This window comes from Actinomadura sp. 21ATH (assembly GCF_041951345.1).
Taxonomy (GTDB): domain Bacteria; phylum Actinomycetota; class Actinomycetes; order Streptosporangiales; family Streptosporangiaceae; genus Spirillospora.
The window spans coordinates 856,038-874,960 of record NZ_JBGNUR010000002.1; the positions used below are offsets into that span (position 1 = coordinate 856,038).

Below are 18,923 nucleotides of genomic sequence, written 5' to 3' on the forward strand. Positions count from 1 at the left end.
CGCTACTTGCAGCGCCACAGCGGCAGCCCCGCGTACGCCTTCCAGTCGCCCGGGGTGTCGATCAGGTAGCCGATGATGTAGCCGGTCTCGCCGCCGTAGGTCATCTTCACGTACATGTCCCCGCTGAGGTTCTTGTCCCTGGGGTGGCTGTAGGGAGTGCCCTTGAGCTGGCAGTGGACGGTGACCGACGTGCCGTTGTTGTCGTGCATGGTCGCGACGACGTCGTCGGCGTTGGAGTTCGGGGTCTTGTGAATGTAGGCGTTGGAGTTGCCGTTCCGTTCCACCTTGTAGCTCCGGTTCGGGCCGGTGAGCTGCGCGGTGGCCGACGAGGCGTTGCCCGCGCCCGCGTCGTTGGCGGCGGTGACGGTGAACGTGTAGCGCCCGTTGATCCCGATCTGGGCGAGGGTGACCGACGTCCCGGCCACCCCGGCGCGGCTGCCGGTCACCGGCCCGCTCCAGGCCACCCGGTACGTCGTCCCGGGCTCGGCGCCCGCGGCCGGGCTCCACGTCACCCGCGCGCCGGACGCCGTGGCCGTCCCCCGAACGCCGCTCGGCGCGCCCGGCGGCACGCACGGCCGGACGGGGTCGCTGGGCGCGGACGCCTGCTCGGCCGTCCGGCCCTGGGCGTCCCGGTACCGGACCGCGACGCGGAACCGGTACTCACGGGAGCACTCCCCGCCGCTGATCGTGAACGTGTACGGGCCCGCGCCCGGCCCGACGCTCGGCGGCGAGACCGTCAGCCCCGCCGGGACGTCCTTGAGCACGTACCCCGTGGGCGTGCCGCCCACGGAAGGCTGGAAGTCCACCCGCATGGTGCCCGCGCCCGGCGTCACGGTGAGGCCGCCGGGCGCGAGGGGCGGCTCCTGCGGCGCCGGCGTGCGCTCCGGCGGCCGCGGCCGCGGATCCGCCTCGGAGCCGCCGCGGCCGCCGCCCTGGTCCGCGCCGCCGCCTCCGCCGCCGCCCCCGGGCCGCGGCAGCGGGCGCCGGTTCTGCCCGCCGGGGACCCGGTCGTCGTACTTCTCGACGCGCTTGACGGCGCCCCGGCCGTCCAGCACGACCGCGCGGTGGTCGTCCGGGTCGTGCGCCCAGAGCAGCCCGTCCTTGACGAACACCTCCAGCGTCGAGGGGCGGCCCGTGACGGCGATGGTCCGCTCGAACCGCTGCGCCACCGTGTCGTACACCCAGAGCGCGCCGGCGGTCTCGTCGGGGAGGTAGACCTTCGAGCCGAGGATCTGCGGGGCGCGGAAGCGGTGCCGCGCCATCGACGCGGTTCCGCTGGAGCTGGTGACCCGGCCGGTGCCGGTGTCGAGGAGCATGAGGGAGGCGCGGCCCGGCACGAACAGCGGCACCGTCCGGCCCTCGGTGCGCGCCGGGACGAGGACGCCGCCGCGGCCCGCCGCCCGCACGGTCGACGGCAGCGTCACCGTCAGGTGCGCGCCGGACTCCTTGACCACCGTGGCGGTGGCGGCCGTGGAGTCGACGGCGACCGGCTCCCCGGCGGCGACGGCCAGCGCCAGCCGGGCGCCCGGCCGCGCCACGGCGACCGGCGGCCGCGCGGCGCCGTCCCGGAACGGGACCAGCTGCCCGTGCTGCGGCGCCGGGACCCACAGCGTCCCCTTGGCGTCGATCCCGGCCTGCCCGAGCGGCGGCGTGACCTGGGCCGGCTTCCCCCAGGCGGCGAGCGTGTACGGGTCGAGCTGCTGGATCGTGCCCTTGACGGAGTCGACGGTGTAGGCGCGGCCCGCGCCGGCCAGCACCTGGAGGCCCGCCGTGCCGAGCCGGCGGTTCTGCTCGATCTTCAGCTGGGACGGGTCGATGCGGCTGACCACGCCGGTGTCGAGGTCGACGATCAGCACGGTGGAGCCGTCCTGGACGACCTGGATCCGGTGGCCGCGCATCGCGGCGGGCAGCGCCGCCTTGCCGTCGACCTTGGCGGCCGGGCCGTTGGCGTGCACGACCAGGCCCTTGGCGGGCGCGGCCAGCCAGGCCCCGACGTCGGCCAGGTCGTACCGGGCGCCGGCCACGCCGACGCCGTACACCAGTGCCGTGACGCCGAGGACGCCGACCAGGCCGATCGCGATCTGGCCCGTCACCCGGTCGCGGCGGAAGAGCGCGCGCACCGTCCCGCGGAAGCCCGCCTGTCCCACGCCCCGCCACCTCCCGTCGCCGACGAGCGGCCAAGGTAACGAGCACCGCCCGGAGTGAGACGCGCTATGACGGGAAATGGACCGGTGTGGCCGGATCCGGACAGCAGGCAGGGGCGCGGGTCAGCTCCCGCCGTTCTCCCCGCTGGTCCCCGGGGCCTCGGCGGCGCGCCGGTGCAGCCGCTCCCGGATCTCGTCGGGCGTGTACGAGCGGCGCCGCCGCTCCGCCCGGGCGATCACCACCCCGGTCGCCGCCACACCCACGAATCCGGCCGCTCCCAGCACCTTCCACCACCGCATCCGCCTAGGGTACCGATCATGTCCGGCACGAGCATCGGCCTCGACGAGGCCGCCGACCTGACCCGTACCGGCGACGTGTGGCTGTTCCGCGGCCGCACCGTCGCCGACCGGGCGATCCAGATGACCACCAACAGCCCGGTCAACCACGTGGGCATGTCGATCGTGATCGAGGACCTGCCGCCGCTGATGTGGCACGCGGAGCTGGGCCGGTCGCTGCGCGACATGTGGTCCGGCAGCCACCACCGCGGCGCCCAGCTGCACGACCTGCGCGAGGCCGTGGTGGCGTGGGGCACCCGGTACGGGCAGCGCGCCTGGCTGCGGCAGCTGGACCCGCCGGCGGCCCGGGAGATGGAGAACGCGGCCCTGAAGGCGGTGGCGCGGCTGGACGGGACGCCGTTCCCGTCCACGTCCCGGCTGGCCGGGCGGTGGCTGCGCGGCCGCGTCCCGTTCCGCCGCCCGGCCGAGCGGGACATGAACCTGGAGACGGCGTTCTGCGCGGAGATCGTCGCCGTCACGTACCAGTCGATGGGGCTGCTGCCGCGCGGCCGCCGCCCCAACTGGTTCGACCCCGGCCGTTTCTGGAGCGGGGACGACCTGGAACTGGAGGCCGGGGCCCGCCTCGGCGGCGAGATCTCCGTCCGCGTACCCCCCGCCTGACCGCCCGCCCGACAGGTCGACTCGTGGCGAGTCCCCCTCTTCGCGCACCCGCCGAGGGGGGACACGCCACGAGTCAACCCGGGGGGCGGTCGCGGCGTAGGGAGCGGGGGTGGAGGCGGCGGCGCAGGCGGCGTAGGCGGCCGGTCTTTGCCGTGACCAGGCGACCCAGCTCGTCGGTGTGTTCCCATGCGCGTTCCGCGGCTTGCTCGGGCGGTGGGGCGGGGGCGAAGCGGGTGCGGTTGACGAGGTCGGCGAGCGGCCCCAGGTGCCGCGCGGCCGGGTCGCCCAGCCGGCCGGTGCCGAAGCGCGCCACCTCGTGGGCGGTCAGCGTGCGGGCCGTCGCCAGCCCGAGATCGCCGAGATGGTCCAGCGCCTGCCGCCAGGCGCCCGCGATGCGCGCGGCGGGCGTGCCGCCGCGGCGACGGCGGCGCCGCCGCAGGGCCGGGGCCAGCAGCGCGGCCGCCACGTAGGCGAGGACGAGCAGCCCGGCGGCGGACGCCGCGTACACCCACCAGGGCAGCGGCGGCTCCTCCTGCGCGGGCGCGGCGGCGGGCGGCGCCTGCGGCGTCTTGCCCGCGCCCGCGCCGCGCTGCTGGGAGGCGGCGTTCTTCTGCAGCTGCTCCAGCTTCTGCTGGGTGTCCCCGGCCGCGACCGAGTCCGACCGCCTGGACCTGCTCGCCTGCTGCGGGGTCGGGTTGAACGGGACCCAGCCGAGCCCCTCGAACTTCACCTCGGGCCAGACCATCACGTCGCCGGCGCGCATCTCCCGCACGCCGCCGGTCCCGGCCGTCCCGGCGGCCTTGCCCCCGCTGAACCCGACCATGACGCGGGTGGGCAGGCCGAGGGAGCGCGCCAGCACGGCGTAGGACGCGGCGAAGTGCTCGGGCGTCCCGCGGCGCCCCTCGGACAGGAAGTAGTCGAGCTGCCGGTAGCTGTGCCCGGGCGGGGCGGTCACGTCGTACCTGGCGTACGACTTCAGGTGCACCGCCAGCATCGCGGCCCGCTGGACCGGCGAGGACGCCCCGTCCGTCGCACCCTCGGCGAAGCGCCGGAACTCCGCCAGCTGCACGGGAGCCCGCGTGGCCCCCGGCCCCCACGGGAGCCGCGTCGCCGCGCGGGCCTCGGCGTCGGTGGCGACGCGCGCGGCGGCCAGGTCGCCGGCCGTCAACTCCCTGATCTCGGAGGTGACGCGGTAGGTCTGCCCCTTCCGCAGCTCCCCCGCCACGGCGAGCGTGCCGCCGGCCGGGTCGACGACGACGCCCAGGCCGTCCACCCGGCGGGGCCGGTCGGCGGCCGGCGCCCACACGCCCGGCAGGTCGCGGACGGTGATCTCCTGGACGGCCGTGCGGCGCTTCCCGGCGCCGCCGTCCTCGGGCGCCCGCGGCACCCGGCTCCCGGTCGGCACGAACCGGGCCGCCGACGACCATGTCACGCCGTCGAAGCGGTCGAGCACCGCCAGCCGCATGTTCTCCCGGCGGGACGCCTTCACGGTGAACAGCACCTGGTCGGGCGTCAGCAGCCAGCCGCCGACCCGGTCGAGCGGGCTGACCCCGTCCCGCTGCTGCGGCGGGGGCGCCTGCACCTGCTCGCGCGGGTCGTACGGGTCGGCGCCGACCGGCACGTACGGCCCGGCCAGCAGCGCCAGCCCGCCCAGCGCGGCGGCGGCCGGGACCCCGAGCAGCAGGGGCCGCCACGCCGCACCGCCCCGGGACGGGGAGCGGACGAGGACGAGCACCGCGATCAGCACGACGGCGGCCGCGGCCGGCGGCAGGTTGGAGCCCGGGCCGTCCACGCCGAGCAGCAGCGCCGTCCCGAAGACCGCCAGCGCGGGCAGGCAGGGCGCGGCGCGCAGGGAGGTCCGCAACGCCAGCTCCGCCGACCCGAACGCGGCCAGCCACACCAGCACGTGCACCAGGACCAGGAGGCGCGGCTCGGCGGGTGCGGGCAGCAGCGTGGTGAGGATCGACTTCCACGAGCCGAGCACGCCCTCGCGGAGCGCGTGCGGGAACGTGCCGTCCGCGAGCGCGGGCCGCAGCACGGTGACGGCGACCGTGCCGGCCCACGCCGCGACCGTGAGGACCAGCGAGATCCACAGCGGCCAGGAGCGGCCCTCCTTCCGCGGGCCCGACAGCGCCGCGGACAGCAGCGTCGGCACCACCGCGGCGGCCGCCACGACCGGCAGCACCGGGCCGTACCCGAACACCCGGTGGAACGCCAGCCCCGCCACCGCCGCCAGCGCCGCGGTGACCGGCAGGGAGAGGTAGCGGCGGATCACCGGGCCCGCCCCAGGCGGTGCCACGCCGCCGCGAGCGCGTCCAGGTCGCCGAAGTCGAGCAGGTGGACGCCGGGCGGCGCGGACGCCGGCTCGCCGGGCCGCACGCGCAGCACCACGACCCGGTCGAAGCGGCTCCGCACGGCCGCGATCCGGCCGAGGTCCGCGCCGCCGGGGGCGACGACGACCAGGGAACCGCCCGCGCGCACCCGCCGCACGGCGTCGAGCAGCGACCGCGGCCCGTCCGCCGGCACGACCGCGGTCAGCCGGTCCAGCAGCGCCTCGACGTCGTCGGGGCCGCCGCGCGTCTCGGCGACCGGCCCGTTCCCGGTCAGGACGCGCACGGGGAAGTTCGCCGCCGCCGCGCCCGCCGCCACCGACGCCGCCGCGTCCACGGCCAGCTCGAAGTCGTCCGGATCGGCCCACGCGTCCGGCCGCGCCTCCAGCACGACGGTCGTGGTCGGCAGGCTGGCGTCGACGAGCCGGCGCACCATCAGCGTCCCGGTGCGGGCGGACGACTTCCAGTGGATGTGCCGCATCTCGTCGCCGATCACGTACTCGCGGAGCGCGTGGAACGTCGTCGTGCCCGCCGGGGACCGGTCGCTCGTCGGCCCCTCCAGGTGGTACGCCCGGCCCGACGGCAGGAGCGCCAGCGGGACGGTCTTCGGGCGGACGAGCAGCGTCCGCGGGGTTCCGTACTCGCGGACGCGGCGCGCCAGGTTCAGCGGGTCCGCCCGGACGAGGCGCAGCGGCCCGACCGGGATCTCGCCGCGGCGGGCGGTGGGCAGCCGGTACGTCACCGTCCGCCGCCCGCCCGGCCGCAGCCTCGGGATCTCCACCGCGACCTCGGTGGACCCGGCGGCGTCATGGGCGGTCAGGCCCCGGACCCCGGCGCGGCCCGCGCTGGTCACGTGCAGCACCCCGACGGCGGGCTCGCCCCTGGCCACCTTCAGCGGCGCGATCTCCCGGGACACCTCCAGCCGCGGCCTCGGCAGCGTCCACAGCACGGCGCCGAGCACGGCGGCCAGCCCGGCCACCGCCAGCGCGGCCGGCTCCGGGTAGCCCAGCCACCAGCCCGCCGCGTACAGCAGGACCGCGCCGGCGGCCGTCCCCCACCCCAACGGCGTCAGCACGACGCCACCCTCGAGAACTCCACCATCACACGACGCCGCCGCCACGAAGGCGGTTCCCCGTCCCGCCCGAGCGGATTCGGCACGGCTCAGACTCCGGCGGCCTGCGGCGTCGGCACGTTCGCCAGGACCTCGCCGACGACGTCCGCGCCTGTGCGGCCGCGCAGCTCCGCCTCCGGCGTGACGATCAGGCGGTGCGCGATGACCGGCACCGCCAGCGCCTTGACGTCCTCCGGCACCAGGAACGACCGGCCCGCCGCGGCGGCCCGCACCCGGGCGGCGCGCAGCAGCGCCAGGCTGGCGCGCGGGCTCGCGCCCAGCCGGAGCTCCGCGTGGTCGCGGGTCGCGGCGACCAGGCGCACCACGTAGTCGTACAGCGGCGGCGCGACGTGCAGCCGCTCGGCGAACTCCACCATGCGCGACACGTCCTCGCGGCCCGCCACCGGCTGCATCCGGTCGATCGCCGTCCCCGTCGGCGCCCCGGCCAGCACCGCCACCTCGGAGCGGTGGTCGGGGTACCCCATCGAGATCCGCATCAGGAACCGGTCGAGCTGCGCCTCCGGCAGCGGGTAGGTGCCGTCCATGTCCACCGGGTTCTGCGTCGCGATCACCATGAACGGGCGCGGCACCGGATGCGGCGTCCCCTCGACCGTGACGCGGCGCTCCTCCATGACCTCCAGCAGCGCCGACTGCGTCTTGGGCGACCCGCGGTTGATCTCGTCCGCGACCACCAGGTTCGCGAAGATCGGGCCGGGGTGGAACTCGAACGTGTTCGCCCCCTGGTTGAAGATCGACACGCCGGTGATGTCGCTGGGCAGCAGGTCGGGGGTGAACTGGACGCGGGTCCACTTGGCGTCCACCGTCGCCGAGATCGCGCGGGCGAGGGTGGTCTTGCCCACGCCGGGGACGTCCTCCACCAGCAGGTGCCCCTCGCTGAGCAGGCACACCAGCGCCAGCTCGATCTTGTCCCGCTTGCCCCGCACGACCTGCTCGATCGCCCCGGCCAGGGCCCCGAACAGCTGCGCGAAGCGGCCCGCCACGGCGTCCGCGTCCACCATCGCCTGATTCTCGGTCATCGCTCACTCCCCCGCGGGACGGCCATCAGCTCACATCTCGCACTCGTAGAGACCATTCGACGGGTAAGGGCCCTTCGTGGTTGCCACGAGAGTGTCATTGAGGTAGCCGTCGCCGTATCTCGTCCGGACCCTGTTCCAGATGTCGCTGGACGTGCCGCTCTCACCGTCGCGGTAGTTCTCGCTCCTGACCTGGCAGACCACGGTCATGGAGATGATCTCGTTCTGCGGGATCCTTCCGGTCTGGGGCGAGTTCCTGGTGGGCGCCGCCCGGATCAGCGTGTTCGTCTCGCCGTTGTTCTGGTTGTCGATCTTTCTCGTGGGATAGGCGAGGTCGACCTCCGCGGCGGCCTTCGCGGGGGCGGTCCCGGCCGCGTTCCGGGCGGTGAGCTCGAAGCGGTGCTTCCGGGCGTTCCGCAGGCCGGTGACCGAGTGCGGGCTGGTCACGGGCGTGGGGGCGCCGCCGTCGACGCTCAGCATGTACGTGACGTCCGCGCCGCTCCCGGTCCAGGTGAGCGTGGCGCCCTTGTTCTTGGGCCGAGCCGCGAAACCGGCCGGGGTGCCCGGGACGGTGCAGGGCCGCACCGGGGCGCTCGGGACGGACGCCTTCTCGGCGTTCCTTCCGTCCGGGTCCCTGTACCGGACGGCGACCGAGAAGCTGTAGGTCTTCTCGCAACCGCCGCCCGTGACGGCGAACCGCCCCTGCCCCGCCCCGCGATCCGGCGGTCCGCGGGCCCGACCCGCCGGCGCGGAGTGACTCATGTCACGCTGCGGACACGTACCGGAAAGAACTGAACGCGACGCTTATGTCCGACGTCCTAACCTGGGGCAGCGCGGACGAGGACGACTTCGAGGTGGACGTGGACACGGTAAGCATCGCCGACCTGTGGGACCGGGTGACGGGAACGCAGCCCGACCCGCCGTGGTGGCTGGTCATCCTGGTCGGGCTGATCGCGCTCGGCGCGGTCCTGCACGGCCCGACCTGGCGGGTGGCCCGCAACGTGGTCACGATCGCGCACGAGGGCGGCCACGCGCTGATCGCCCTGGTCACCGGGCGCAAGCTGGACGGCATCAAGCTGCACTCCGACACCTCGGGCGTCACGGTCTCGCGCGGCAAGCCGCACGGGCCCGGCATGGTGTTCACCGCGATGGCCGGGTACATGACGCCGCCGCTGCTCGGCCTGCTGTTCGCCGCGCTCCTGGCGGGCGGCCGGATCACGCTGATGCTGTGGTTCTCGCTCGCGCTGCTGGCCGCCATGCTCGTCATGATCCGGAACGCGTACGGCGTGCTGTCCATCGTCGCCACCGGAGCGATCATCTTCGGCGTCTCCTGGCTGGGCGGCGCCAAGATCCAGGCGGGCTTCGCCTACCTGGCCGCGCTGTTCCTGCTGTTCGCCGCCGCGCGGCCCGTCGTCGAGCTCCAGCGGATGCGGACCCGGCACATGGCCCCCAGCTCCGACGCCGACCAGCTGGCCCACCTCACCGGCGTCCCGGGCCTGGCCTGGGTGACGCTGTTCGCCTCCGTCGCCCTGGGCGCGCTGCTCGTCGGCGGCCTCCTGCTGGTGCCCGACTCCGCGTCCGTGCCGGACCTGCCCACCCTGCCGTCTGCGCCCGGGCAGTAGCGCGGGCCGGATGCGGTCATGGGCCTGCCCGTCCCGGACGGGACGGGCCCACGATGGCTCATGGCACCGAAGAAGAGGCTCGACCGCGCCAAGTACCACCGCAAGCGCAAGGCACGCCTGCGCAGGGCCCGCCACCGCAGCCGCCCCACCGTGGGCAAGGGCCGGGGGCGCTGAGCGTTCCCCGCCGGTTCGCCCGCCGATCCCGCGAAGGGCCGGTCACTGTCCGACCCGGTCGATAGTTTCGAGGGTGTGAGCGGTCGATGGGATCGGGAGCGGGTGCTGGCCGTGGCGCCCGACGCCGCCGCGGCCAAGGCCGCGGCGGGCGTCGCCAGGGCCGCGTCGTGGGCCGGGACGGGCTGCGACGACGCGGCCGTGTGGGGCGAGTGCGCCGGCAGCGGCAGGACCGCCTACCGCGCCGCCGTCGACCTCGACGAGCCCGCGTACCGGTGCTCCTGCCCGAGCCGCAAGTTCCCCTGCAAGCACGCCCTCGGCCTGCTGCTGCTGTGGAGTGAGGGCGCCGTCGAGAGCGGGCCGCGGCCGGGCTGGGCCGCCGAGTGGATCGAGCAGCGGCGGGACCGGGCGGAGAAGGCGCGGGAGCGCCGGCAGGCCGCGGCCGCGAAGGCCAGGGATCCCCGGACGGCCGAGCGCCGCGAGCAGCGCGTCGACGGCGGCGTCGCCGAACTCGACCAGTGGCTGCGCGACCAGGTCGCGCACGGGCTCGCGCAGGCGGAGAAGGCGCCGTACCGGCTGTGGGACGACGCCGCGCGGCGGCTGGTCGACGCCCAGGCCGGGGCGCTGGCCGGGCAGGTGAAGGGGCTGGCGGCGATCCCCCGGCAGGCGGGCTGGCCCGACCGGCTCCTGGAGGAGTACGCGCTGCTCAGGCTGCTCGTACGGGCCTACCAGCGGCGCGAAGAGCTGCCGCCGGGGCTGCGCGAGACCGTCCGGTCGCGGGTCGGGTTCACGGTGCAGCAGGAGGAGGTGCTGCGCGACGGCGAGCGGGTGCGCGACTCCTGGCACGTGATCGGCTCGCGGGACGTGGCGCAGGACCAGCTCACGACGCGGCGGGTGTGGCTGCGCGGCCGGGAGAGCGGGCGGCCCGCGCTGGTCCTGTCGTTCGCCGCCCCGGGACGGCCGCTGGACGCCTCGCTGCCCGCGGGCGCCCGGGTCGAGGCGGAGCTGGCGTTCTACCCGGGGGCGCAGCCGCTGCGGGCGCTGGTCGCCGACCGGCTGGCCACGACGCCCGCGGGCGCCGGCGCGGGCGTGCCGGCGGGGCTGACGGTCGGGGCGTTCCTGGACGAGTACGCGGCGGCCCTGGGGCGCGACCCGTGGCTGGACCGCTGGCCCGCGCTGCTGAGCGGCGTGCGGCTCGCGCGGAACGGCGGGCCGCGGATCGTCGACGCGCACGGGGACGCGCTGCCGCTGCTGTCGGCCGAGCCGTGGCGGCTGCTGGCGGTCTCGGGCGGCGCGCCGGTGACGTTCGCCGGCGAGTGGTCGCCGCGGGGCCTGCTCCCCCTGGCGGCCTGGGCCGAAGGGGCGGCCGGGGGCGAGGGAGAGGGCGCCGGAGGGGAAGACGGGGACGAGGGGGTGGTGATCCTGTGAGCGGATGGAGCGAGCATGTCAGCGCGGCACTGCTGGGCACGGAACGGCGGCCGGCGCCCGAGTTGCCCGGCGTTCCGCCGGGCGGCGGTGATCCGGCGGGGCGGCTGCTGGACCAGGCGGCCGTCCTGGCGCTGCGCCGGCGGGCGGGCCGCCGGCCGCTGACCGGCGCCGAGCCGATCGCCCCGGCGCCGCAGGAGGACGCCCCGGTCGTGCCCGCCGCGGCCGGCCGGCGGCTGGGCCGCATCCTGGCCGGCGAGCAGATCCGGGTACTGCCCGAATGGCTGGACGCCGCCGCCGCGCACGGCCGCCGCGTACCGTCGCGGCTGCTGCCCGAGCTGCTGGAGAAGGGCCGCAGCGACCGGATGCTGCGCCCGGCCATCGCCCGGGCCGCCGGGCGGCGCGGCGTCTGGCTGGCGCTGCAGAACACCGACTGGGCCTACCTGGTCGGCTCGGGCGACGATCCGGGCGGCGACGCCGGGGTGTGGGAGACCGGCACCCGGCAGCAGCGCGTCGCCCACCTGACGCGGCTGCGCGGCACCGACCCGGCCGCCGCCCGCGACGCCCTCGGCGGCACCTGGGCCCGCGAGCCCGCCCCCGACCGCGCCGCGTTCCTGGCCACGTTCGAGACCGGCCTGTCCGCCGCCGACGAGGACTTCCTGGAGAAGGCCCTGGAGGACCGCGGCAAGGACGTCCGGCAGCTGGCCTCCGACCTGCTGGCCCGGCTGCCCGGCTCCGCGTACGGGCGGCGGATGGCGGTGCGGGCGCGCGAGTGCCTGCGGCCCGAGACCCGGACCGTGCGGGAGCGCGAGCGGACCTGGATCGTCGTCGAGCCGCCGCGCGGCCACGGCGAGGACCTGGCGCGCGACGGCGTCCCGTTCCATCCGACCGGGTCGTTCGCGCCCGGCCGCCGCGCCGGCGGGCCGGTCGGCACCCGCGCGGCCTGGCTGCGCGAGATCCTCGCCCGCACTCCCCTGGCGACCTGGACGGACCTGTTCGGCCTGCCGCCGCGGGAGATCGTCGGCCTGCCGGTCGCCCCGGCCGCCGCGGCCGGCCTCCCCGCGGAGGCGGGCGAGGCGTCCATGGCGGGCTCGGTGCACATCGGCTGGGCCCGCGCCGCGCTGCGCCAGCGCGACGTCGGCTGGGCCCGCGCGCTGCTGCGGGGCGGCGTGGCCGTCGACGAGCCCGAGGCCCTGGCCGACCTGCTCGCCGTCCTGCCCGAGGAGGAGCGCGGCACCGCCGCCGCCGACCTGATCCGCTGGGCCGAGGGCCGGCCCGACCTGCTGCGCGTCCTGGAACGGATCCCCGGCCCCTGGACCGGCGCGCTCGCCGAGGCGGTCGTGGCCAGCGTCGCGATGGCCGCCGAACGCTCCTCGTACCGCCACGAGCACGCCCTCACCCAGCTGTGCCGGCTGGCCGACCAGCGGCTCGCGCCGGACGCGGCGCCGCGCCTGGAGGCGCTGGCCGGCCGCCATGACGCCGCCGCCCTCACCGATCTGACCGAGACGCTGCGCTTCCGCCGCGACATGCTGAAGGAGCTCACCCCGTGACCGAGACGGTTCTCCGGCCGCACGCCGAGCAGCAGTACGCCGACGAGCTGGCCCGGCTGGCCGAGCACGACGACCGGCCCCGCCCGCCCGGCTGGCGGCTGTCGCCGTGGGCGGTGACCACGTACCTCCTGGGCGGGGAGCTGCCCGACGGCACGGCCGTCACGCCCAAGTACGTCGGCGCCCGGCGGCTGATGGAGGTCGCCGTCGCGACGCTGGCCACCGACCGCGCCCTGCTCCTGCTCGGCGTCCCCGGCACCGCCAAGACCTGGGTCTCCGAGCATCTGGCCGCCGCCGTCAGCGGCGACTCCACGCTGCTCGTCCAGGGCACCGCGGGCACTCCCGAGGAGGCGATCCGGTACGGCTGGAACTACGCCCGCCTGCTCGCCGAGGGCCCTTCGGAGAAGGCCCTGGTCGAGAGCCCCCTCATGCGGGCCATGCGGACCGGCTCGGTGGCCCGGATCGAGGAGCTGACCCGGATGCCGGGCGACGTCCAGGACACGCTGATCACGATCCTGTCCGAGAAGACGCTCCCGGTCCCCGAGCTGAACACCGAGGTCCAGGCCGCGAAGGGCTTCACGGTGATCGCCACGGCCAACGACCGCGACCGCGGCGTGAACGAGCTGTCCAGCGCCCTGCGCCGGCGCTTCAACACCGTCGTGCTGCCGCTGCCCGAGTCGGTGGAGGACGAGGTCGACATCGTGGCCCGCCGCGTCGACCAGATCGGCGCCGCCCTCGAACTGCCCGAGGCGCCCGCCGGCCTGGAGGAGATCCGCCGCGTCGTCACCGTGTTCCGGGAGCTGCGCGGCGGGCTCAGCAGCGACGGCCGCACCAGGCTCAAGTCGCCGAGCGGCACGCTCAGCACCGCCGAGGCCATCTCCGTGATCACCAGCGGGCTGGCGCTGGCGGCCCACTTCGGCGACGGCGTGCTGCGCGCCGCCGACGTCGCCGGCGGCATCGTCGGCGCCGTCGTCCAGGACCCGGTGTCCGACCGGGTCGTCTGGCAGGAGTACCTGGAGACCGTCGTCCGCGACCGTCCCGAATGGCATGACTTCTACCGCGCCTGCCGGGAGGTGTCTTGACCGCCGACCGCGGCGCGAAGGCCCGGGTCGAGGTCTACGGCATCCGCCACCACGGCCCCGGCTCGGCCCGGGCCGTGCGGCGGGCCCTGGAGGAGTTCCGGCCGGGCGCGGTCCTGATCGAGGGCCCGCCGGAGGCCGACGCCATCGTCCGGCTGGCCGGCGAGCCCGGGATGGTCCCGCCGGTGGCGCTGCTGGCGTACGCCCCGGGCCGTCCCGCGACCGCCCCGGCCGGCGCGACCGACCGCCAGGCGGCGTTCTGGCCGTTCGCCGAGTTCAGCCCCGAATGGCAGGCCATCCGGTACGCCCTGGACGCGGGCGTCCCGGTCCGCTTCTGCGATCTTCCCGCCGCCCACCAGCTGGCCGATCCCGACGGGCCTGGCGAACCCGGCGAGCCCGGCGAGCCCGGTGACACCGCCGTGCCGGAACCGGAGCAGCAGCCTGGCGAGCCCGCCGGAGCCGCGGCGCCGGGCGGGCCGGACGTACCAGACGTACCGGACGGGCCGGACGGGGCGGACGGGGCGGACGGGGCGGAGGGGGCGGGCGAGCGGGAGATCCGGATGGACCCGCTCGGGTGGCTGGCCAAGGCGGCCGGGTACGACGACGCCGAGCGCTGGTGGGACGACGTGGTGGAGCACCGCCACGGCGGGCCCTCCCCGTTCCCCGCGATCGCCGAGGCGATGGCCGAGCTGCGCGAGGGGCTGCCCGCGGAGGGGGCCGGCGGCCTCCCGGACGCCTACCTGGAACGGGAGGAGCAGCGCGAGGCGTACATGCGGCGGACGCTGCGGCGCACCCTCAAGGAGGGCCACGAGAGCGTCGCGGTGGTGTGCGGCGCCTGGCACGTGCCCGCCCTCCTCCGGGAGGTCCCGGCGGCGCGCGACGACCGGACGCTGCGCGGGCTGCCCAAGGCGAAGGTCGCGATGACCTGGGTGCCGTGGACGCACGGGCGGCTGGCCGGCAGGTCCGGGTACGGGGCGGGGGTGCGCTCGCCGGGCTGGTACCACCACCTGTTCACGGCCCCCGACCGGCCGGTCGAGCGGTGGCTGACCGACGCGGCCCGGGTGCTGCGGGAGGAGGACCTGCACGTCTCGTCCGCGCACGTGATCGAGGGCGTCCGGCTGGCGGAGGCCCTCGCCGCGCTGCGCGGCCGGCCGCTGGCCGGGCTCGACGAGATCACCGAGGCGACCCGCGCGGTGCTCTGCGAGGGCAACGAGCTGCCGGTGGAGCTGATCCAGCGCCGCATGGTGGTCGGCGAGCGGCTCGGCGCCGTACCGGAGAGCACGCCGATGGTGCCGCTCGCCCGCGATCTGGAGGCGCAGACGAAGCGGCTGCGCCTCACCCGGTCGCCGCTGGACCGGGAGCAGGTCCTCGACCTGCGGCGGCCCGTCGACCTGGACCGCAGCCGGCTGCTGCACCGGCTCCGGCTGCTGGACGTCGACTGGGGCGTCCCCGAGGACGGCGGCGGCCGGTCGAAGGGGACGTTCCGGGAGACCTGGACGCTGATGTGGCGGCCGGAGTTCGAGGTGGAGCTGATCGAGGCGAGCGCGTGGGGCACCACCGTGCTCGGCGCCGCGACCGCGCGGGCCGAGGCGATGGCCGGGCACGCCGCGGCGCTCGCCGACCTCACCGCCGTCGCCGAACGCTGCCTGCTCGCCGACCTGGGCGGCGCGCTGCCCGCCGTGATGCGCGCCCTCGCCGACCGGGCCGCCGTCGACTCCGACGTCGCGCACCTGATGGCGGCGCTGCCCGCGCTGGTCCGGGCGCTGCGGTACGGCGACGTGCGCGGCACCGCGACCGGCCCGCTCCGCACCGTCGTCGACGGCCTGGTGGTGCGGATCTGCGTCGGCCTGCCGCCCGCCGTCACCGCGCTCGACGACGACGCGGCCCGCGAGACGCTCGCCCGGATCGACGCCGTCCACGGCGCCCTCGCGCTGCTCGGCGACGACGAGCACCTCGGCCGGTGGCGGCGCACCCTGGCCGCCGTCATCGACCGCCGCGACCTGCACGGCCTCCTGGAGGGGCGGCTGGCGCGGCTGCTGCTGGACGCCGGCCTGCTGCCGGACGCGGCCGGCCGGATGGCCCGCTCGGTCTCGGCCGGCGCCGCCCCCGAGCGCGCCGCCGCCTGGGTCGAGGGCTTCCTGTCCGGCGGCGGGCTGATCCTCGTCCACGACGAGGAGCTGCTCCGCCTGGTCGACGGCTGGATCGCGGGCCTGCCCGGCGACTCGTTCACCGACGTGCTGCCGCTGCTCCGCCGCACCTTCGGCGGCTACGCGGCCGCCGAGCGCCGCACCATCGGCGAGCGGGTCCGGCACCTGGACGCGCCGCGCGGCCCCGCCCGTCCCGGCGACCTCGACCACGATCCCGAACGGGCCGCCGCGGCCACCGCGACCGCCCTGGACATCCTCGGCTGGAGAGTGCCGTGAACACCGACGAACGCCTCAAGCGCTGGCGGCTCGTCCTCGGCGGCGAGGGCGGCGCCGAGGGAACCGGCGCGCAGCTCTCCGGCGAGGAGGCCCGGATGGACGGCGCCCTGGAGAAGCTGTACGGCGCCGGTGACGACGGCCGCTCCCGGTCCGGGCGGCGCGGCGCGGGCCTCGGCGACTCGGCGCCGGCCGTGGCCCGCTGGCTCGGCGACATCCGCGCGTACTTCCCGTCCACCGTCGTCCAGGTGATGCAGAAGGACGCGATCGAACGCCTCAACCTGACCCGCCTCCTCATGGAGCCGGAGATGCTGGACGCCGTCGAACCGGACGTGCACCTGGTCGGCACGCTCCTCTCGCTCAACCAGGTGCTGCCCGACCGGGCCCGCGAGTCCGCCCGCGCCGTCGTCCGCAAGGTCGTCCAGGACCTGGAGAGCCGGCTCGCCCAGCGCACCCGCTCGACGGTCGGCGGCGCGCTGGACCGCTCGGCCCGCGTCCGGCGCCCCCGCCGCCTCGCCGACGTCGACTGGAGCCGCACGATCCGCGCCAACCTGCGGAACTACCTCCCCGACCACGGCACCCTCGTACCCGAGCGCATGATCGGGTACGGCCGCCGGCGGCAGGGCGTGGAGCGGGACGTGGTGCTGTGCGTGGACCAGAGCGGCTCGATGGCGGCCTCGGTCGTCCACGCGGGTGTCTTCGCGGCCGTGCTGGCGTCGGTGCGCTCGCTCCGCACGTCCCTGGTCGTCTTCGACACCGCGGTCGTGGACCTCACCGACCAGCTGCACGACCCGGTCGAGGTGCTGTTCGGCACCCAGCTCGGCGGCGGCACCGACATCAACCGCGCGCTCGCGTACTGCCAGGGCCTCGTCACCCGCCCCGGCGACACGATCCTGGTCCTGATCAGCGACCTGTTCGAGGGCGGGGTCCGCGCCGACATGCTGCGGCGCGTCGCGGCCCTGACCGCCGCCGGCGTCCAGGTGATCGTCCTGCTGGCGCTGTCGGACGAGGGCGCCCCCGCCCACGACCACGAGAACGCCGCCGCGCTCGCCGCCATGGGCGTCCCCGCGTTCGCCTGCACGCCCGACGCCTTCCCCGGCCTCATGGCCGCCGCCATAGAACGCCGCGACCTCAAGGAGTGGTCCGAACGCCACCGGCCGTCAGCGTGACCGCAGCCCCATGGCCAGCAGCACCACGACCAGGGCGGTCACTCCGGCGTGCACGGCCAGCGCCGAGACCTGCACCGCCACGAGCGGGCTCCAGGCCCCCCACAGGGCGACCCGCAGGACCCGCACCACCAGGACCGTCCAGGCCGCCGCCCGGCTCCCCCGCCAGGCCAGCACCACGCCCACCAGCGTGATCACCGCGAGCAGCACGAACGATCCCGCCACCACCGGCAGCCACCGCCCGCCGGGCCCCTCGCTCAGCTCCGGCCGCGCGACCAGGATCGCGAGCGACGCCACGTCCAGCGCGGCCAGCAGCCCCGCCAGAACGAGCCCCACGACCACCGCCGCGCTCCGCGGCAGCCGCCGGTAACCGCCACCGCTCTCCCCCGCCCCGGCCTCAGAGTCACCGGAACGCCCATGCGGAGGCACCGCGCCCTCGGGCGGCGGCCTCCCCGGCTCGGCCCGCCCAGGAACGCCCGGCCGCGCACGCGAAGCCTCCCCCTGCGACGCCCCCCAGCCCGGATGCCCCGGCGAAACGGGCCCGGGCCCGCCGGGCCCAGCAGGCAGAGCCCCCTCCCCCTGCGCTGGACTCCAGCCCGCACCCCCCGGCGAAGCAACTCCGGACCCGCCAGGACCGGCAGGCGAAGCCCCTTCACCCTGCGCTGGACTCCAGCCCGCACCTCCCGGCGAGCCAGCTCCAGGCCCGCCGGGACCCGCAGACGGAGCCCCCTCCCCCTGCGACGGGCTCCAACCCGCACCTCCCGGCGAGGCAGGTTCGGGCGCGCCGGGACCGGCAGGCGGGGGCTCTTGCCCTTGCGGGGGGCTCCAGGGCGGATGTCGCGTATCGGAACGGCCGGGCGCGCCGGGAGTCGGAGGCGGCGGCCCCGCCTCCTGTGGCGGGCTCCAGGGGTGGGGGCCCGGGTCGGGGTTCTTGTGCGGCGCGGGGGGCGGGGGCTTGCTCTCGCCCAGGAGCCAGAGGAGGGCCTCTTCCGCGGTGGGGCGGCCGGCGGGGTCCTTGCGCAGGCAGGCGCGGGCCACGTCGGCGATCTCGTCGGGGAGGACGGAGACGTCGGGGGTCTCGTTCATGATCCGGTACATCACGACCGGGACGGACGGGCCGCTGAACGGGTCGCGGCCGGTGGCGGCGAAGAGGAGGGTGAGCGCCCAGGCGAACAGGTCGGCGGCCGGGCCGATGTCGGTGCCGGCGAACTGCTCGGGGGCCATGTAGGCGGGGGTCCCGATGATCTGGCTGGTGAGGGTGGCCTCGGAGTCCAGCGCGCGGGCGATGCCGAAGTCGATGACGCGGGGGCCGTCCGGGCCCATCAGGACGTTCTGCGGCTTGAAGTCGCGGTGCACGATGCCCGCGCGGTGGATGGCGGTGAGCGCGGTGACCGATCTGATGGCGAGGCGGTCGAGGTCGGCGCCGGTACGGGGGCCGCGGTCGTCCACGAGCTGCCGCAGGGACGGGCCGGGGATGTACTCGCTGACGATGTAGGGGCGGTCGCCGGCCATGTCGGCCTCCAGCATCTGCGCCGTGCAGAAGCCGGCGACGCGCTGGAGCAGCGACAGCTCGCGGACGAAGCGGGCGCGGGCCCCGGCGTCGGCGATCGTGCGGGCGTGCAGGAGCTTGATGGCGACCTCGCCGTCGCCGGCCCGGCCCAGGTACACCACGCCCTGGCCGCCGGTGCCGAGCCGGGCGAGGATCTCGTACGCGCCCAGCCGGGCGGGGTCGGCGGGGCTGAGTGGCTGTGTCATCGGGTCCCCGTTACGAAAATACGAACAATTGACCAGGCACAAAACCCGCCGCCGTGGCATCAAAGAGTATAGGTTCGACCGGCCACGGGCGGGAGAGACACATGCCGGAGATCAATTCTCGAATTCTCGGGGGCGGCCTCGTCCCCGTGCTGGTTCTCGGGG

Annotated in this window: 14 protein-coding genes; 7 read left to right on the top strand and 7 right to left on the bottom strand. The window is 76.3% G+C overall.

Annotated features, from left to right (window positions below):
- Positions 1–2: 2 nt before the first annotated feature.
- Positions 3–2,147 carry a fibronectin type III domain-containing protein gene (locus tag ACA361_RS10345; protein WP_375011615.1) on the bottom strand — a complete coding sequence of 715 codons (2,145 nt, stop codon included), beginning with the start codon at positions 2,145–2,147 and terminating at the stop codon, positions 3–5.
- 120 nt (positions 2,148–2,267) lie between these two features.
- Positions 2,268–2,444, bottom strand: coding sequence for a hypothetical protein (locus ACA361_RS10350; RefSeq protein ID WP_375011616.1), 177 nt, complete (start codon positions 2,442–2,444; stop codon positions 2,268–2,270).
- A gap of 18 nt (positions 2,445–2,462) precedes the next feature.
- Between ACA361_RS10350 and ACA361_RS10355 the strand changes: the two genes are divergently transcribed.
- Complete coding sequence (locus tag ACA361_RS10355; RefSeq protein ID WP_375011617.1) at positions 2,463–3,101, top strand: hypothetical protein; 639 nt, start codon at positions 2,463–2,465, stop codon at positions 3,099–3,101.
- Positions 3,102–3,174: 73 nt separating this feature from the next.
- Here ACA361_RS10355 and ACA361_RS10360 read toward each other — a convergent pair whose 3' ends face one another.
- The 4 genes from ACA361_RS10360 to ACA361_RS10375 all read right to left on the bottom strand — a co-directional run bounded on the left by ACA361_RS10360 (position 3,175) and on the right by ACA361_RS10375 (position 8,338).
- Complete coding sequence (locus tag ACA361_RS10360; protein ID WP_375011618.1) at positions 3,175–5,376, bottom strand: transglutaminaseTgpA domain-containing protein; 2,202 nt, start codon at positions 5,374–5,376, stop codon at positions 3,175–3,177.
- A complete protein-coding gene (locus tag ACA361_RS10365) occupies positions 5,373–6,506 on the bottom strand; it encodes a DUF58 domain-containing protein (RefSeq protein WP_375011619.1) in 1,134 nt (377 codons plus the stop codon). The genes ACA361_RS10360 and ACA361_RS10365 overlap by 4 nt, the downstream gene beginning before the upstream one ends.
- Before the next feature lie 86 nt (positions 6,507–6,592).
- Positions 6,593–7,579 (bottom strand): AAA family ATPase, encoded by a 987-nt coding sequence (locus ACA361_RS10370; protein WP_375011620.1) that lies wholly within the window; start codon positions 7,577–7,579, stop codon positions 6,593–6,595.
- Between the two features lie 30 nt (positions 7,580–7,609).
- On the bottom strand, positions 7,610–8,338 hold the full coding sequence (locus ACA361_RS10375) for a hypothetical protein (protein WP_375011621.1): 729 nt from the start codon (positions 8,336–8,338) through the stop codon (positions 7,610–7,612).
- Positions 8,339–8,382: 44 nt separating this feature from the next.
- On the opposite strand from ACA361_RS10375, the gene ACA361_RS10380 reads away from it, so the two are divergent.
- From ACA361_RS10380 to ACA361_RS10405, 6 genes are all read left to right on the top strand, one after another.
- Complete coding sequence (locus tag ACA361_RS10380) at positions 8,383–9,198, top strand: M50 family metallopeptidase (RefSeq protein WP_375011622.1); 816 nt, start codon at positions 8,383–8,385, stop codon at positions 9,196–9,198.
- A gap of 249 nt (positions 9,199–9,447) precedes the next feature.
- Positions 9,448–10,797: an SWIM zinc finger family protein gene (locus ACA361_RS10385; RefSeq protein WP_375011623.1), complete on the top strand. Its 1,350-nt coding sequence runs from the start codon at positions 9,448–9,450 to the stop codon at positions 10,795–10,797.
- Positions 10,794–12,344 (top strand): DUF5691 domain-containing protein, encoded by a 1,551-nt coding sequence (locus ACA361_RS10390; RefSeq protein ID WP_375011624.1) that lies wholly within the window; start codon positions 10,794–10,796, stop codon positions 12,342–12,344. The genes ACA361_RS10385 and ACA361_RS10390 overlap by 4 nt, the downstream gene beginning before the upstream one ends.
- Positions 12,341–13,423, top strand: coding sequence for an AAA family ATPase (locus tag ACA361_RS10395; RefSeq protein WP_375011625.1), 1,083 nt, complete (start codon positions 12,341–12,343; stop codon positions 13,421–13,423). Before ACA361_RS10390 ends, ACA361_RS10395 begins: the two co-directional genes overlap by 4 nt.
- Positions 13,420–15,843, top strand: coding sequence for a DUF5682 family protein (locus tag ACA361_RS10400; protein ID WP_375011626.1), 2,424 nt, complete (start codon positions 13,420–13,422; stop codon positions 15,841–15,843). The genes ACA361_RS10395 and ACA361_RS10400 overlap by 4 nt, the downstream gene beginning before the upstream one ends.
- Positions 15,840–17,009: a VWA domain-containing protein gene (locus ACA361_RS10405; RefSeq protein ID WP_375011628.1), complete on the top strand. Its 1,170-nt coding sequence runs from the start codon at positions 15,840–15,842 to the stop codon at positions 17,007–17,009. The genes ACA361_RS10400 and ACA361_RS10405 overlap by 4 nt, the downstream gene beginning before the upstream one ends.
- Here ACA361_RS10405 and ACA361_RS10410 read toward each other — a convergent pair.
- Positions 17,001–18,761 carry a serine/threonine-protein kinase gene (locus ACA361_RS10410; protein ID WP_375011629.1) on the bottom strand — a complete coding sequence of 587 codons (1,761 nt, stop codon included), beginning with the start codon at positions 18,759–18,761 and terminating at the stop codon, positions 17,001–17,003. The two genes, ACA361_RS10405 and ACA361_RS10410, sit on opposite strands and share 9 nt — an antisense overlap.
- Between the last annotated feature and the right edge of the window lie 162 nt (positions 18,762–18,923).

Excerpts from the sequence above, each read along its gene's own strand:
- ACA361_RS10350 (WP_375011616.1), bottom strand. The coding sequence starts at position 2,444 with ATGCGGTGGTGGAAGGTGCTGGGAGCGGCCGGATTCGTGGGTGTGGCG.
- ACA361_RS10410 (WP_375011629.1), bottom strand. The coding sequence starts at position 18,761 with ATGACACAGCCACTCAGCCCCGCCGACCCCGCCCGGCTGGGCGCGTAC.
- ACA361_RS10370 (WP_375011620.1), bottom strand. The coding sequence starts at position 7,579 with ATGACCGAGAATCAGGCGATGGTGGACGCGGACGCCGTGGCGGGCCGC.
- ACA361_RS10375 (WP_375011621.1), bottom strand. The coding sequence starts at position 8,338 with ATGAGTCACTCCGCGCCGGCGGGTCGGGCCCGCGGACCGCCGGATCGC.
- ACA361_RS10380 (WP_375011622.1), top strand. The coding sequence starts at position 8,383 with ATGTCCGACGTCCTAACCTGGGGCAGCGCGGACGAGGACGACTTCGAG.
- ACA361_RS10355 (WP_375011617.1), top strand. The coding sequence starts at position 2,463 with ATGTCCGGCACGAGCATCGGCCTCGACGAGGCCGCCGACCTGACCCGT.